This window comes from Paraburkholderia dioscoreae (assembly GCF_902459535.1).
GTDB classification, from domain to species: Bacteria; Pseudomonadota; Gammaproteobacteria; order Burkholderiales; family Burkholderiaceae; genus Paraburkholderia; species Paraburkholderia dioscoreae.
In genome coordinates, this window is sequence record NZ_LR699554.1 from 1,755,270 (window position 1) to 1,770,918 (window position 15,649).

General features: G+C 65.0%; 12 protein-coding genes. 7 read left to right on the forward strand and 5 right to left on the reverse strand.

The window, feature by feature from the left end; translation table 11 throughout:
• Positions 1-15: 15 nt before the first annotated feature.
• Positions 16-1,026, reverse strand: coding sequence for a deoxyribose-phosphate aldolase (deoC, locus tag PDMSB3_RS28090; RefSeq protein WP_007177298.1), 1,011 nt, complete (start codon positions 1,024-1,026; stop codon positions 16-18).
• Positions 1,027-1,277: 251 nt separating this feature from the next.
• Between deoC and PDMSB3_RS28095 the strand changes: the two genes are divergently transcribed.
• The 4 genes from PDMSB3_RS28095 to PDMSB3_RS28110 all read left to right on the forward strand — a co-directional run bounded on the left by PDMSB3_RS28095 (position 1,278) and on the right by PDMSB3_RS28110 (position 5,420).
• On the forward strand, positions 1,278-2,897 hold the full coding sequence (locus PDMSB3_RS28095; protein WP_007177299.1) for a sugar ABC transporter ATP-binding protein: 1,620 nt from the start codon (positions 1,278-1,280) through the stop codon (positions 2,895-2,897).
• Positions 2,894-3,895: an ABC transporter permease gene (locus PDMSB3_RS28100; protein ID WP_007177300.1), complete on the forward strand. Its 1,002-nt coding sequence runs from the start codon at positions 2,894-2,896 to the stop codon at positions 3,893-3,895. The genes PDMSB3_RS28095 and PDMSB3_RS28100 overlap by 4 nt, the downstream gene beginning before the upstream one ends.
• A 78-nt stretch (positions 3,896-3,973) precedes the next feature.
• Positions 3,974-5,119, forward strand: a complete 1,146-nt coding sequence (locus PDMSB3_RS28105) for a substrate-binding domain-containing protein (protein WP_007177301.1) — start codon at positions 3,974-3,976, stop codon at positions 5,117-5,119.
• A 130-nt stretch (positions 5,120-5,249) separates the two neighbouring features.
• Complete coding sequence (locus PDMSB3_RS28110) at positions 5,250-5,420, forward strand: hypothetical protein (protein ID WP_007177302.1); 171 nt, start codon at positions 5,250-5,252, stop codon at positions 5,418-5,420.
• Here the strand turns inward: PDMSB3_RS28110 and PDMSB3_RS28115 are convergent.
• Positions 5,415-5,687, reverse strand: coding sequence for a DUF4148 domain-containing protein (locus PDMSB3_RS28115; protein ID WP_007177303.1), 273 nt, complete (start codon positions 5,685-5,687; stop codon positions 5,415-5,417). The genes PDMSB3_RS28110 and PDMSB3_RS28115 overlap by 6 nt on opposite strands.
• 311 nt (positions 5,688-5,998) lie before the next feature.
• Between PDMSB3_RS28115 and PDMSB3_RS28120 the strand changes: the two genes are divergently transcribed.
• From PDMSB3_RS28120 to PDMSB3_RS28130, 3 genes are read left to right on the forward strand one after another with little or no spacing between them, the layout of a single operon-like run.
• Positions 5,999-9,244, forward strand: a complete 3,246-nt coding sequence (locus PDMSB3_RS28120; protein ID WP_165188403.1) for an efflux RND transporter permease subunit — start codon at positions 5,999-6,001, stop codon at positions 9,242-9,244.
• 19 nt (positions 9,245-9,263) lie between these two features.
• Complete coding sequence (locus PDMSB3_RS28125) at positions 9,264-10,523, forward strand: efflux RND transporter periplasmic adaptor subunit (RefSeq protein WP_007177305.1); 1,260 nt, start codon at positions 9,264-9,266, stop codon at positions 10,521-10,523.
• A gap of 27 nt (positions 10,524-10,550) precedes the next feature.
• The gene (locus PDMSB3_RS28130) at positions 10,551-12,008 is read left to right on the forward strand and encodes an efflux transporter outer membrane subunit (protein ID WP_197740282.1); all 1,458 of its coding nucleotides are present in this window, start codon (positions 10,551-10,553) and stop codon (positions 12,006-12,008) included.
• 47 nt (positions 12,009-12,055) lie between these two features.
• On the opposite strand, the gene PDMSB3_RS28135 is transcribed toward PDMSB3_RS28130, so the two are convergent.
• The 3 genes from PDMSB3_RS28135 to PDMSB3_RS28145 form a co-directional block, all read right to left on the reverse strand.
• A complete protein-coding gene (locus PDMSB3_RS28135; RefSeq protein WP_165188405.1) occupies positions 12,056-13,516 on the reverse strand; it encodes a heavy metal sensor histidine kinase in 1,461 nt (486 codons plus the stop codon).
• Positions 13,516-14,193, reverse strand: a complete 678-nt coding sequence (locus PDMSB3_RS28140; RefSeq protein WP_007177308.1) for a heavy metal response regulator transcription factor — start codon at positions 14,191-14,193, stop codon at positions 13,516-13,518. Before PDMSB3_RS28140 ends, PDMSB3_RS28135 begins: the two co-directional genes overlap by 1 nt.
• 83 nt (positions 14,194-14,276) lie before the next feature.
• Entirely contained in the window at positions 14,277-15,482 is a 1,206-nt protein-coding gene (locus PDMSB3_RS28145) for a GNAT family N-acetyltransferase (RefSeq protein WP_007177309.1), read from the reverse strand.
• Between the last annotated feature and the right edge of the window lie 167 nt (positions 15,483-15,649).

Here is a 15,649-nt window from a genome sequence, read left to right on the forward strand (position 1 = left end):
GGATCGGTCTTCTGTTCAGGCTACGGGGTGACGGTTGAAAGCGGAGTAACGGCCGCTCACGTAATGTTCGAGCTGGCGTTCGATATCGGCCAGCAGGCTCGACGCACCGATCCGGAAGAGTTCGGGTTCGAGCCACGCGCGGCCGAGTTCTTCTTTCATCAGGATCTGGTACGACAGCACCGACTTCGCACTCGACACGCCGCCCGCCGGCTTGAAGCCGATGAGCACGCCGGTGCGCTCCTGGTATTCGCGAATCATGCGCACCATCACGAGCGAAACGTCCAGCGTCGCATTGACGCCCTCCTTGCCGGTGGATGTCTTGATGAAGTCGGCGCCGGCCATCATGCAGACCATCGAGGCGCGCGCCACGTTCGAGAGCGTGCGGATATCGCCGGTGGCGAGGATGGTTTTCAGATGCGCCGGACCGCAGGCCGCGCGGAAGTCGCGCACTTCGTCGTAGAGCGCCTGCCAGTTGCCGGTCAGCACATATTCACGCGTAACGACAATGTCGATTTCCTGCGCGCCGTCTGCGACCGAGGCTTCGATCTCTTTCAGCTTCAGCGGATGTGGAATCAGCCCTGCGGGAAAACCCGTGGATACCGCCGCGACCGGAATGCCGCTGCCGTGCAGTGCATCGACGGCCGCCGCGACGAAGCGGTGATAGACACACACCGCGCCCGTCGTGATGCCTTGCGGCGCGATGCCGAGCGCTTCGAGCAGATCGGTGCGCACCGGTTGGCGTGCCTTTGCGCAAAGCCGGCGCACCCGGCCTTCCGTGTCGTCGCCATTGAGCGTGGTGAGGTCGATGCAGGTAATGGCTTTCAGCAGCCAGGCGGCCTGCGCATCTTTCTTGACGCTGCGGCGCGTGCCGAGCGTGGCGGTGCGCCGCTCCACCGCCGACTGATTGACGCGCAAGCCGTCGAGCCACGAGGCGTCGAACGGCATGCCGGGATTGCGCACCGGATGAACGAGCGGTGTGCCGCGCAGCGCGACGACCGATGAAGACTGCAATGGGGCTTCTGGCATAAGACATCCGGAAATATGACGCGACGCACAACAGCCGCCGACGATTTGTTCGCACTTATGCTACAACGATTGATAGAATCATAACAAGCTTTGCGAGCAATCGTTACATCAACACACACAGAAGCCCGCTGAACGCCTGTGAATGTTATTGACGCACCATATTCATGATGCGAAGATCACAACACGGTTTCGGCCGGACAGCGTCGTACAAAGAAAAGAATGTCGTCGCGTGGACGAAGGAGACATGCCAGATGAGTGAGCCGGTTGCGGTCGCGGCCGCGTCATCGCCTCAGGTTCCGTTGATCCGTGTTGCGGGCGTCACCAAACGATTTGGCGGCGTGCAAGCCCTGCGCGGCGTCGACCTTGAAGTGTTTCCCGGCGAAGTCCATGCGCTGCTCGGCGAAAACGGCGCGGGCAAATCCACGCTGATCAAGATCCTCAGCGGCGTGCATGCGTATGACGACGGCGTGATCGAAATCGCCGGCCACAAAGTCACGTTCGACTCGCCAGCGCAATCGCGCGACGCGGGTGTCGCCGTGGTCTACCAGGACTTGAGCCTCGTCGAATCGCTGTCGGTCGGCGCCAATCTCATGTTGGGCCGCGAGCCGCGGACACGTCTGGGCTTCGTGAAGAACCGCCAGCTCATGGCCACGGTCGGCGAATTTTTGCGCTCGCATGGCATCCCGCTCGATCCGAAGACGCCGGTCGGCGCGCTGCCCTTCGCCTACCGTCAAATGACCGAGATCTGCAAAGCCCTGATGGGCGACGTGCGGGTGCTGATACTCGATGAACCTACCTCCGCATTGACGGGCGGCGAAGAGCAGATTCTGTTCGACGCGATTCGCGCGGTCACGGCTCGCGGCGTGGGCGTGATCTATGTGACGCACCGGTTAAACGAGGTGTTCCGCATTTCGCAGCGCGTCACGGTATTCCGCGACGGCGCCAATGCCGGCACGTTCGACACAGCAAAGACGGATATGAAGCAACTGGTGGCGGCGATCGTCGGCTCCGGTCATGCCGCGCTGCAGGCACGGCAGAAAACGGCCGTGGGCGACGGCGCGATTTCCCGAGAACCGGCAAGCGCGTCGGCGATCGCCGAAGCGGCGGCCGACACCACGGTTGCGCCCGTGCTCAAGTTATTGAACGTCAGCAACGACCGGCTGCGTCACGTCGATCTCCTGCTTCGCCGCGGCGAAATCCACGGACTCGCGGGATTGATCGGCAGCGGCCGCACCGAGATTCTGCAAACCATCTTTGGCCTCCGTTCGGTCGACGCCGGCGCCATCGAGATCGACGGGCGAGCGCGTGCCCGCATCACGCCCGCCGAGGCCATTCAGCTCGGCGTCGCGCTGGTGCCGGAGGACCGGCATCTCGAAGGACTCGTGCTCGATCATTCGATCGAACGCAATCTGACGCTGCCGCGCCTCGCGCATTTTTCCCGCTGGGGATGGCTGCGCAGTCAGGCCGCCGTTCAGCAGGCGAGGCGCTCAATGAAGGAACTGTCGGTGAAGGCGCCCGGCCCTTCCACGGCGGTCAAGTTTTTATCCGGCGGCAACCAGCAGAAAGTGGTGTTCGCGAAGTGGAATCATCCACGTCCGCGGGTTCTTCTGCTCGACGAACCGACGGTAGGTGTGGACGTCGGCGCCCGCGAGGAAATCTACGGCGTGGTCAATCACGCCGCCCACGCGGGCACCGGCGTGCTCGTCGTGTCTTCGGACCTGGATGAACTCCTGCGCCTGTGCGACCGGATTTCGATTGTCGCGGACGGATCGATCGTCAAGACCGTCGAGCGCGCCGAACTCGCCAACGCCGAAGCGCTGCATCACCTGATCCAACTTTCCCGTTCTTCCATCGAGGCGCAAGCAATATGAACGAATCCGTCTCGCCGCTGACGTCCGAACGGCAGGCCTCGCCGCCGCAGAAAAGCCGGTTGCGGCGCATCGCCCGCGCCCTGCTGCAAGGCGACCGCCCCTATGCGCTTTATGGCGCGTTCGCGATTCTGCTGGTGGTGTTCAGCTTCGCGTCGCCGTGGTTTCTATCCATCGACAACTTCCTGAATATCGGCCGGCAAACCGCGCTCGTCTCGATCATCGCGATCGGCATGACCTTCGTGATCATTGCGCGACAGATCGATCTGTCGGTGGGCTCGACGTTGGCACTCTCGGGCATGTCCGCGGCGCTGGCCATGACGTATCTGGGCAACAACTGGGTCATCGGCGCGCTTGCGGGTATCGGCACCGGCGCGATAGTCGGCGCGATCAATGGGATCGTGACCACCCGCGTCAACATTCCTTCGTTTCTCGTCACGCTCGGCACACTGAGCGCCGCGCGCGGACTCGCGCTGATGGTCACGACCACCAAGCCCGTGATCATCGACAACGACTCGTTCATCGCGATCTTCGGCGAGGGCGATATTTTCGGCGTGCCCGTGCCGATCATCTGGACGGTGCTCGCCGTGATCGCCGGCATTCTGCTGCTGCACTACAGCGTGTTCGGCAGGCAGATCTATGCGGCGGGCGGCAATCCGACCGCGGCGCTGTACTCGGGCATCAACACGCGGCGCGTGACCACCCTCGCCTTCATTCTCACGGGCATGCTGGCCGGGCTCGCCGCGCTCGTGCTGTCGGCGCGCTCGCATGCGGCGCGGCCCGACGTCGTGCAAGGCATGGAGCTGGATGTGATCGCCTCCGTCACGCTCGGCGGCTGCAGTCTGTTCGGCGGCCGCGGCTTCGTGCTGGGGACGCTGCTCGGCAGTCTGATCATCGGCACGCTCAATAACGGGCTGGTGCTGCTCGGCGTCAGTTCGTCGCTTCAGTTGGTGATCAAAGGCGTGATCATCGTCGCGGCGGTCGCTTTTACGAGGAAATAGCAAAGCAGTGGTTCGGACGTGAAGATGTAAAGACTTGAAGACATGACGCACAGAGATGAAGACCAACGGAGGAGAGACATGAAACAGCATCGTGGTACGAGAACAGCGTTAGCCGGTGTCATGGCGGCGGCCGCCGTCGCATGCCTGGCTTCGTCGGGTGCTTACGCGCAATGCGTGACCAGCCTGCCGGCGGGATCGATCGGTCCGAAGACGATTGTCGGGCAAGGGCCGAACGGCGAAAAAGCCGCCTCGGTGGATGCCGTGAAGCTGACCGACGCCGACATCGCCAAAATCAAAGCCGGCAAATTCAAGGTCGGCATTTCCATGCAGACCATGAATCTCGACTGGTCGCAACTGCAGGTGCAAGGCATTACCGATACGCTGAAGAAGTACGGCGTGGAAGTGATCGGCACGGCATCGGCTGAATACCAGGTCGACAAGCAGATCGCCGATATCGAGAACACGATCCAGCGTCATCCGGACGGCATCATCTCGATTCCGGTCGACGGCACGGCAACGGCCGCCACCTACAAGAAAGTGTCGGCGGCCGGCATCAAGCTCGTGTTCATGGACAACGTGCCGACCGGCCTGAAGCATCCGGAACAATACGCCGCGATGATTTCGGCGGACAGCGAAGGCAACGGCCAGATCGCGGCGAAAGTGCTAGCCTCGTGCGTGCCGCAAGGCGCGACCGTCGGGCTCGTGAATTTCGGCGTGGATTACTTCAGCACGACGGAGCGCACCAAGGCCGTCAACGACTGGCTGAAGAAGAATCGCCCGGACATCAAGATCAAACAGGTTGCCTTCACGGACCCGTCGAAAGTCGGGCAGATCGCGGGCGATTTCCTCACCGGCAATCCGGACGTGAAGGGTCTATTCGCCGTATGGGATCAACCGGCGCTGGACACGCTCACTTCGATGCGCGCACAAGGCGTGACGATTCCCGTGACGACGGTCGACCTCGGCCTGCAATCCGCGATCGAAATCGCCAAGGGCGGGCCGCTGAAGGCCACCGGCTCGCAGCGTCCGTACGACCAGGGCGTCGCCGAGGCGCTGGCGATGATGAAAGCGCTCATCGGCCAGACGCCGCCGGCGTGGATCGGCGTGCAGTCCTTGCCGGTGGTTCAGTCGAACGTGCTCGAGTCTTATAAGACGGTGTTCAAGAAAGACCCGCCGCCGCAGCTTGCCGATGCCTGCAAGAAAGCCAAGCCGGCTTGCGGTTGACAGCAACGAGCCGCACCGCATCATCGCGTCGTTCTCCTTCAGCGTCCGAACGCCGGCGGCACAAGCCGGCGTCAGGCGCGAAATCTGCTACTCGATAGACCTGCCGCGTCGACTCGAAAAGGAGAAAACGATGACCCTGGTCATTTATCTGGTTGGCTGGATCATTCTGATCGGCGGCGTGTCCTGGGGATTGATGGCCATGCACGTCGCTCAACATACGATTGCCATCGTGGCGGTCATTCTGCTCGGCGTGGCCGTGATCACTGGCGCGACACGCGCTCGCAGCCGCGACCGTTCATAGCGCCGGCGCCGGCGTCCCCGCCGTGCGAACCGCGCCGGCATCCTGCGTGCCGTGCTCCAGCGCATAGAGTTCGCGATTGCGCGCCACTTCGGCTGCCGTCGGCGGATAGTCGTTGTCGTGTGTCGGCACGATGCCTTCGGCCTGTGCCTGCTGCAACTGAGCCATGACCTCCGCGCGCGTCAGCCCTGACGTGCTGGTTTGCGCAAAGGCATTGGCGCCGAACGTCAGACTGAGTGCGGTAACGGCAATAGCGCCAAGCAATTTCATGATGTCTCTCCGGGTAGCTGCGATCAATGAGTGGCATGGACCACGCTTCCCATTCTCGTCATTTCGCCTGTCCGGGCACTGACCTTCAGATTACCGTTCTGTTATCTCTCCCTTCCTGAAGAAACGCCGCGAGTCGCCGCGCCATAGCGCCGCCCATTCGAATCGCCACGCGCATAACAGAACCGTAATCCAGGCGACGGCGGCCCGTCAGCGCCCCCACGCCACACTCCTGACTCATGAAGCCCGCGTCACCCAGTCCCGCCGCATGGCAACGACGCGAACCTCCATCGGCCTCTTTTCAGGAACCCGTCATGTGGATCGTCAGGCTCGCGCTGCGCCGCCCTTATACCTTCGTGGTCCTCGCCGTGCTGATTTTTATCGCCGGCCCGCTCGCGATACTGCGCACACCGACCGATATTTTTCCGAACATCAATATCCCGGTGGTCAGCATTGTCTGGACCTATAATGGCTTCTCCGCCCAGGACATGGCCAATCGCATCACGTCCAACTACGAGCGCGCGCTGACCTCGGACGTCGACGATATCGAGCATATCGAGTCGCAATCGCTGAACGGCGTCTCTGTAGTGAAGATCTTTTTCCATCCGGGCGCGGATATCAATCGGGCGATTGCCGAAGCGGCGTCCAATTCGGCGTCGATCCTGCGCGTGCTGCCGCCCGGCACGTTGCCGCCGAACATCATTACGTATAACGCGTCGACGGTGCCGATCCTGCAGCTTGGCCTGTCCAGCAACACGCTCTCGGAACAGCAGCTCTACGACCTCGGCAACAGCCAGATCCGCACGCAACTGGCAACGGTGCAAGGCGCGTCGGTGCCGCTGCCGTTCGGCGGCAAGGTCCGCCAGATCATGGTGGATATCGATCCGCGCGCCTTGCAGGCCAAAGGCCTCGCGCCGCTCGACGTGGTCAACGCCGTCAACGCGCAGAACCTGATCCTGCCGGGCGGCACGGCGAAGATCGGCACGAAGGAATACAACGTGCAGATGAACGGCAGCACCGACACCGTGGCGGCGCTCAACGATCTGCCGATCAAGACCGTGGCCGGCGGCGTGGTCTATGTGCGCGACGTCGCTCACGTGCGCGACGGCTATGCGCCGCAGACCAACATCGTGCGCAGCGACGGCAAACGCGCCGCGCTCCTCACCATCGAAAAATCCGGCAGTACGTCGACGCTCACCATCATCCAGCAGGTCAAGTCGATGCTGCCGCATATCGCCGCCGGCCTGCCGAGCGCGCTGCACATCACCGCGCTCTCGGACCAGTCCGTGTTCGTGAAGTCGGCGGTGGTGGGCGTGGCGCGCGAGGCCTTGATCGCCGCCGCTCTCACCGCCGTGATGATCCTGCTGTTTCTCGGCAGCTGGCGCGCCACGCTGATCATCGCGGTGTCGATTCCGCTCGCCGTGCTGACCTCGCTGATCGCGCTGTCCGCGCTCGGGCAGACCATCAACATCATGACGCTCGGCGGCCTCGCGCTCGCGGTGGGGATTCTCGTCGACGACGCCACGGTCGCAATCGAAAACATCACGCACCATCTGGAGAACGGCGAGCCGCTATACGACGCGATCCTGAACGGCTCGGGCGAAATCGCCGTGCCGACGTTCGTCTCGACCCTGTCGATCTGTATCGTGTTCGTGCCGATGTTCCTGCTCTCAGGCGTGGCGCGCTATCTGTTCGTACCGCTCGCGGAAGCGGTGGTGTTCGCGATGATCGCGTCGTACTTCTTCTCGCGCACGCTGGTGCCGACGCTCGCCATGTACCTGATGCGCGCGCGCAGCAATGCGCCCGTCACCGGCAACGGCCCGATTGCGCGGCTGATCCGCTTTCAGGCCGGGTTCGAGCACCGTTTCGAATTGCTGCGCGAACGCTATCGCGGCGTGCTCGCCGCGGCGATCGCGAGTCCGCGGCGCTTTATCGCGATCTTTCTGCTGCTTTGCCTCGGCTCGCTCGCGCTGGTGCCGTTTGCGGGGCGCGACTTCTTCCCGGCCGTGGATACCGGCGAGATCCGCCTGCATCTGCGTGCGCCGACCGGCACGCGGATCGAGGACACCGCGAGCATCACCGACCAGGTCGAAGCGCGTGTGCGCGACGTGATTCCGAAGCAGCAGCTCGCGGCGATTCTGGACAACATCGGCGTGCCGGTGAGCGGTATCAATCTGACCTACGACTCGTCGGATCCGATCGGCCCCGAAGATGCCGACGTGATGATCACGCTCGCGCCGAAACACAAGCCGACCGCGCAATACGTGGCGACGCTGCGCACCACGCTCACCAAAGATTTCCCCGGCGTGACGTTCGCCTTCCTGCCCGCGGATATCGTCAGCCAGATTCTCAACTTCGGCCTGCCCGCGCCGATCGACATCCAGATTGTCGGCAACAAGTTCGACGCCAACCGCGCTGTGGCGAACCGCCTGCTCGCGCAACTGCGCGGCGTGCGCGGCCTCGTCGACGCGCGCATCCAGCAGCCCGGCGACGCGCCCGCGATCAACGTCAACGTGGATCGCACCCGCGCGATTCAGGCCGGCCTGCTGCAACGCGACGTGTCGCAGAACCTGCTGATCGCGCTGTCCGGCAGTTCGCAGACCTCGCCGAACTTCTGGCTCGACCCGCACAACGGCGTGAGCTATCCGCTCATGGCGATGATGCCGCAGTACGACATCAACTCACTGCAAGCGCTCGCCAATATTCCGGTCGCGCAGAAAGGCGGCGCGACGTCGCCCGCGGCGGCAGCCTCGTTCTCGGCGAGCGGCGCGGGCCCCGCGCCGCAAAACCTGCTCGGCGCCTTGAGCACGCTGACACGCGGCACGCAGCAAGCCGTGGTCTCGCACTACAACGTGCAGCCGGTGCTCGATATTTTCGCGTCGGTGCAAGGGCGCGATCTCGGCGGCGTGGCGGCGGACGTGAACCGGCTCGTCGAGCAGATCCGGCCGCAACTGCCGCCGGGCGCGTCCATCGTGGTACGCGGCCAGGTGCAGGCCATGCACGATTCGTTCAGCGGCCTCGCAAGCGGCCTCGTGTTCGCCATCGGCCTCGTCTATCTGCTGATGGTCGTCAATTTCCAGTCGTGGCTCGACCCGTTCATCATCATCAGCGGCTTGCCGGGTTCGCTCGCGGGGATTGCGTGGATGCTGTTCAGCACCGGCACCCGCCTGAGCGTGCCGGCGCTCACCGGCACGATTCTGTGTATCGGCATTGCCACGGCGAACAGCATTCTCGTCATCAACACCGCCCGCGAAGCCCACCAGGCCGGCCAGCCGCCGCTCGCGGCCGCGCTCGAAGCCGGCTTCAGCCGCTTCCGTCCAGTGCTGATGACCGCGCTCGCCATGCTGATCGGCATGCTGCCGATGGCGCTCGGCCTCGGCGACGGCGGCGAACAGAACGCGCCGCTCGGCCGCGCCGTGATCGGCGGCCTCGCGCTCGGCACGATGTCGACCTTGCTGTTCGTCCCGGTCGTCTACGGGATGGTGCATGCGTGGCTCGACAAGCGCCGCGCGGCACGCAGCGAAAAAGCCGAATCCGCCGTCCCCGCCCGCACCCTTTGATTTCGACGAGACCTATGCCATGAACGATTCATCACTTCAGCCGGGGCTTGGTGAGCAGCCACCCAAGGCCGTGAAAACCACCCACACCGCTCACGCCGGCGCCGCTCACCCCGCGCCCGAGCCCGACCCACACGCGAAACCGCGCCGCCGTCTGTGGCCGTTCGCACTGGGCGGCCTCGCCGTGGCGCTGCTGATCGCCGGCATCGTGCCGCGCCTTCATGCCAGCGCCGCGCTCACCGAGCAAACACAAGCGCAAAGCATGCTCGTCGTGTCGGTGGTCAAGCCGCGCCCCGCGCCGAGCGTGAATGAACTGCTGCTGCCCGGCTCCGTGATGCCGTTCGCCGAAGCCTCGATCTACGCGCGCACGAGCGGCTATCTCGCGCACTGGAACACCGACATCGGCACGCAGGTGAAAAGCGGGCAGGTTCTCGCGACGATCGAAGCGCCCGATCTGGACGCGCAACTGCGCCAGGCCCGCGCCGACGAAGCCACCGCGCAGGCCAATTTCGACTACGCGAAGACCACCGCGCAGCGCTGGGAGGACATGCTGAAGACCCAGTCGGTCGCGCAGCAGGACGCCGACGCCAAGGTCAGCGACATGGAAGCGCGCCGCGCAATGCTGGCGTCGGCGCAGGCCAATGTCGCACATCTGGCCGAACTGGTCTCGTACGAGAAAATCACCGCGCCGTTCGACGGCGTGATCACCGCACGCAACGTGGACGTCGGCGCACTGGTGACGGCGGGCGGCACGCCCGGCACCGCGGGCATGTCGGGCGAGCTGTTCCATATCCAGCAGAACGGCGTGCTGCGAGTGTTCGTCGACGTGCCGCAGAACGACGCGCCTTACGTCACGCCGGCCACCGGCGTCTATCTGAGCGCCCAGCAGTATCCGGGCCGCCGCATCCCCGCGAAGGTGGCGCGCAGCACCGGCTCGATCGATCCGTCGAGCCGCACGCTGCGCGTCGAGGTGGACGTCGACAACAAGGACGGCGCGCTGATGCCCGGCGCTTACACGCAGGTGCATCTGCAGCTGCAATCGGCCACGCCGGCGCTCGACGTGCCCGTCAGCGCCCTGCTGTTCCGGCCGGACGGCGTGACGGTCGCGGTGGTGGACAGCAATGGCCGCGCGGTGCTGAAGACCGTGCATATCGGCCGCGATTTCGGCACGCACGTGGAAATCACGACGGGACTCGCCGCCACCGACCGCGTGATCGACAACCCGAGCGATTCGCTGAGCACCGGCCAGATGGTTCAGATCATGCCGGCCATGCACGGCTGAGCGCCTCATCACAGAAAGGATCCGCCGATGTTCTCCCTGTCTCTTTCACGACCGCTGCCGCGCCGCGCGCTGGCGGCCACGCTGATCGGCGCGCTGCTCAGCGCGTGCTCGACCCTGCCGCCCTATCAGCGCCCGAGCGCCGAGATCCCCGCGCACTACGCGGGCGCCGCGCCCGGCTGGGCGCAAGCCGCGCCAGGCGACGCCGCACCGCGCGGCCCCTGGTGGACGATCTTCAACGATCCGGTGCTCGATCAGCTCGAAGCGCGCATCGACATATCGAACCAGACCGTGCGCAAAGCGGTCGCGCAGGTTCAGCAAGCGCGCTCGATGGTGGACTATCAGCGCGCCGGCTTCTTCCCGACGATCACCGCCGGTGTCGCGCAGGACCGTTACCGGACCTCGCAGAACGTCGAAGGAAAGTCGCTCGCGGGCAAGACCGTGCCGGATTATTCCGCGGGCGTGGCGGCGAGCTGGGAGCCGGATCTGTTCGGTCGGGTGCGCGACAGTGTGAACGGTGCGCAGGCCGACGCTCAGGCGAGCGAAGCGGACCTCGAAGGCGTGCGCCTCGCGATGAGCGCGGATCTGGCCATCGACTATTTCTCGCTGCGCTCGCTCGACACGCAAAAGAAGCTGCTCGACGACAGCGTGAGCGCCTACGCCGTCGCGCTGAAGCTCCTGCAGCAGCAGTTGAAAAACGGCGCGATCGACGCCTCCGCCGTGGCGCAGGCCACGACGCAACTCGAAGCGACGCGCACCCAGGACACCGACATCGACGTGACACGCTCGCAGATGCAGCACGCGATCGCCACGTTGATCGGCGAGCCGGCTTCGAACTTCACGCTGCCGCCGAACGGCTCCGCTGTGACGCCGCCCGCGATTCCGCCCGGCTTGCCGTCGCAACTGCTGGAACGGCGCCCCGATATCGCCGCCGCTGAACGGCGCGTGGCGTCGGCGAACGCGCAGATCGGCGTGGCGCATGCGGCGTTTTTTCCGGACCTCGTGCTGTCCGCGAGCGCCGGGCTCGAAAGCTCGTTCTTCGCCCCGTGGCTAAGCGCGCCGAGCCTGTTCTGGTCGCTCGGGCCGCAACTGGCCGGCACGCTGTTCGACGGCGGCAAACGCAAGGCCAGCCTGCACGGCGCCACCGCGCAATACGACGGCGCCGTGGCGGATTATCGTCAGTCGGTGCTGGTGGCGTTCCAGCAGGTCGAAGACAACCTCTCCGCGCTGCACTCCCTCGCCGACGAAGCCGTCAGCCAGCAGCGCGCCACCACCGCCGCGGATCTGTCGTTGCAGCTCACCACGAACCGTTTCAACGCCGGCGCAGTCAGCTATCTCGACGTGGTCACGGCGCAGACGATCGCGCTTTCGAACCAGCGGATCGCGGATCAGATCGCCGCGCGGCAGTTGGAGTCGAGTGTGCTGCTGCTGGAGGCGTTGGGCGGGACGTGGGGCAATGGAAGCAGGAGCGCGGCGGGTGCGGCTTAGGGACAACTTGGGTCAACTTCGGGTCAAGCTGGGCTCGCCTCGCGCGTTCACGCGCTGCGCCGGAACGTCAGCACGAACCGCGTGCTCCGCGCATCGCTCTGCGCGTGCACGGACCCGCCGTGCAGTTCCATGATCGTGCGCACGATAGCGAGCCCGAGCCCCGTGGAGCCGGAAGACCCTTGCGACAACCCCGCCGACGGCAGCGCACTGCGCGACGGATCGACCCGGTAGAAGCGGTCGAAAATCCGTTCGATGTGCTCGGCCGGAATCGGCTGCCCCTGGTTCTCCACGGTCACGCGCACTGCGTCGGCCGACTCGCTAGCGTCCAGCGCGATCTCGCCGCCCGGCGGCGTATAGCGAATGGCGTTGGCAAGCAGATTGCTCACGGCGCGGCGGAACAGTTCGAGATCCGCGGTCAGACCGGCCGCGCCGCTGACGCGCACGCGCACATTCGCGTCCTCGGCAATCCCTTCGAAGTAGTCGGCGATATGCGCCAACTCCTGCCCCACATCGAACGCACGCATATGCTTGACGAACTGCGGATGCTCGGCGCGCGCCAGAAACAGCACGTTCTCGATCATCTTCGAGAGCCGGTCGCACTCTTCCAGATTCGACGCGAGCACCGATTCGTATTCGTCGACGGAACGCGGCCGCGCCAGCGCGACTTCAGCGGCGCCGCGCATGTTGCTGAGCGGCGTGCGCATGTCGTGTGCAAGGTCGGCGGTGAAACGTGACAGACGCTGAAAACCGTGCTCGACGCGCTCGAGCATCGCGTTCAGCGCGGCCACCAGCGTTTCGAGTTCGCTCGGCACGCGCGCCACCGCGATTCGCGTATGCAGGCGATTCACTGTGACGAGGCCCGCGCTCGCCGCGATATCGCGCAACGGCCGCAGCGCGGCACGAATCAGCAGGTAGCCGAGCAGCACGGCCAGCAGCACGCCGGCCACGCCCGCCAGGTTGAGCTTGTCGCGGTAACGGTCCAGCAGGAGCCAGCGGTCGCTCATGTTGCGCGCCACCAGCACGCTTGCCGTGTCGCCGTCGCGCAGCCGCGCGTCGGTGAGAATGCCGCGGATCGGCGCGCCGTTGCGGCCGGTCCAATCGCCGATATCGGCTTCCGTAATGCGCTCGGTTGCCGCCACTCGCGTGAGCGGCGGCAACGCCGCCAGCGTTGCGGCGCCGCTCGCCGCATCCGGCGCCGCGAGCACGCCGGCGATGTTGTGTTCGATCGCCCGCGCGCCGTCGGGATCGAACACTTCCATCGACATGGCTTCGTTGCCCAGCACGATGCTGGTCAAGCGCTCACTGTGGTCGCGAATGCCCTGCGCCGTGTCCAGTTCCTCGGCGAGCCGCCGTGCATGACGCGCGGCGAGCACGATGTCGAGATTGTCCTGCGCCTTGATCTGCTTTTCGAGCGCGAGATACAGAAAACTGCCGACCAGCACGAAAACCGCCAGCGTCGTGGCGCCGAACGCCAGCGCGAGCGTCGCGGCGAGCGAGCGGCCGCGCATCAGGCCGTGTCCTTCAGTTCGAGCACATAGCCCACGCCGCGCACGGTGTGAATCAGCTTGACGGGAAAGTTATCGTCGATCTTGGTGCGCAAGCGGCGGATCGCGACTTCGACCACATTGGTGTCGCTGTCGAAATTCATATCCCACACGTACGACGCGATCTGCGTGCGGCTCAGCACTTCGCCCTGACGCCGCGCGAGCAGTTGCAGCAGCGAGAATTCACGCGGCGTGAGATCGATGCGCGTGCCGCCGCGCTTCACGCGCCGGCGGTTCACGTCCATTTCCAGGTCGCCCACCTTGATCAGTTCGCTTTCGCGCGGCGGCCCGCGGCGGGCCAGCGTGCGCACGCGGGCCAGCAGTTCGACGAAGGCAAAAGGTTTGACGAGGTAATCGTCCGCGCCGAGTTCGAGGCCGCGCACGCGGTCGTCCACGTCGTCGCGCGCGGTGAGGAACAGCACGGGCGTGGTGCGCGTGGTGCGCAAGGTCTTGACGACGCCCCAGCCGTCCATGCCGGGCAACATCACGTCGAGCACGATCACGTCGTACTCTTCTTCGAGGGCGAGGATCAGCCCTTGCGGGCCGTCGTTCGCCACGTCGACCGCGTAGCCGGATTCTTCCAGGCCTTTCTTCAGATAGGCCGCTGTTTTCAGCTCGTCCTCGATTACCAGGATTCGCATCGGTTGCTCCGCTTTGCGTTGACGGTGAAATCATACCGTCAAGCACTCGGGCGCGTGATTACGATCCGGTAATGTTCGCGCGCTCACTCCGCATGCGCGCGGCCCGTTTCCGAAGAAGCCTGCATGGCGGGCGCCAGCGCCGCTCCATCTTCCCCCGCATGCGGCGCCGCAGCACCGGCGTGCCGCAGCTTCTTCGCCCTGCCGATCAGCTCGCGGGTCAAACGCCGCGCGCGAATCGCCGCGAGGCCCCAGTTCGAATTGATGGTCTGCACGGTCCACGCGGTGGTCGCTTCGCCGCGCGACCAGTACGCCTTGAAGTCTTCGGTGCCGACGCCGAAATCGAGGTCGTAGCCGCTGTCGAAGGCCCATTTCACGCATTGCTCGACGGCGATCAGGCCCGGGCAGAACTTGCCGTAGTGCGGGTCGAAGCCGGCGAAGATCGCGCTCGCCCACGGATTGCCCACGCTCGCGATGATCGCGGCCACCGGCGTTTCGTCCAGTGTGACCACGATCAGGCGCGCCATCGAGGGCACTTCGCCCGAATAGATCAGCTTGCCCAGGAAGCGCTCGAACTCGGGCAGATCGAGCCATACGCTGCGCTTGCCGACGCGATCGCTCCACGCCCGTTTACATTTGAACATCCACTCGATGATGGATGCCGTTTCGCTTTCTTCCGCCGGATCGAACGTGCGCACGGCGACCGTGCCTTCTTTCGACAACTTCTTCGCGAAGCCGCCGGGCCGCTTGCCGAACAGAGTGCCAAGCGTCTGGCAATACGCGTCCCAACTGCCGTGCCCGCGCAACCTGGCGACGGACGCGTTGTGCGCCTCGCTGAACAGGATCCTGCGTTCCCGCATAACGAGCGTGTACAGTTCGAGCCGCTCACGCACGTACGGCAGGTGGATGAAGTCGGCGCCGCAACGCCGGCGAGCCGTGTCCCACGCGCCCGCCACCCGCGCCGCGGCCGCTTCGCCGGCCTCGACCAGCACGCTCGTGAAGTCGCCGCCCTGCGGGCCGAGCGGCACGAGATAGGTCCACAGCGAGCGTTTGACCGCTTCGAGCGGCCAGATCATCACCAGCTTTCCGTCTTCGCGGCACACAATGCATTTCAGCTTGCGGCCATGCGGCTTCGACACGTGCTTCCATGCCAGCCAGCAAAACGCGAACGACTGATAGCAATAGCCTTGCGCGTTTGACCACAGCGCGTCCCATTCGGGCTGCAGGGCGCGAAATTCAGCTTCGTCGCTGATGACGTCGTAGCGCCGTGTGGTCCGGGTTGTCTCATCCATGTCGCCTCACACCGTAGCGTGTCGTGTTTTTTGTTCCCGAGCCGGTCAGTGGGGAAAGCGCGGACGCCGGACCCCGCCGGCGCCGACTGGAGCGGGTGACATGAGCATGCTCCGACGCATGCTTAAGGTGTGTGCGGCGCCGCACGCTGCAATGCGGCGTGACGGCG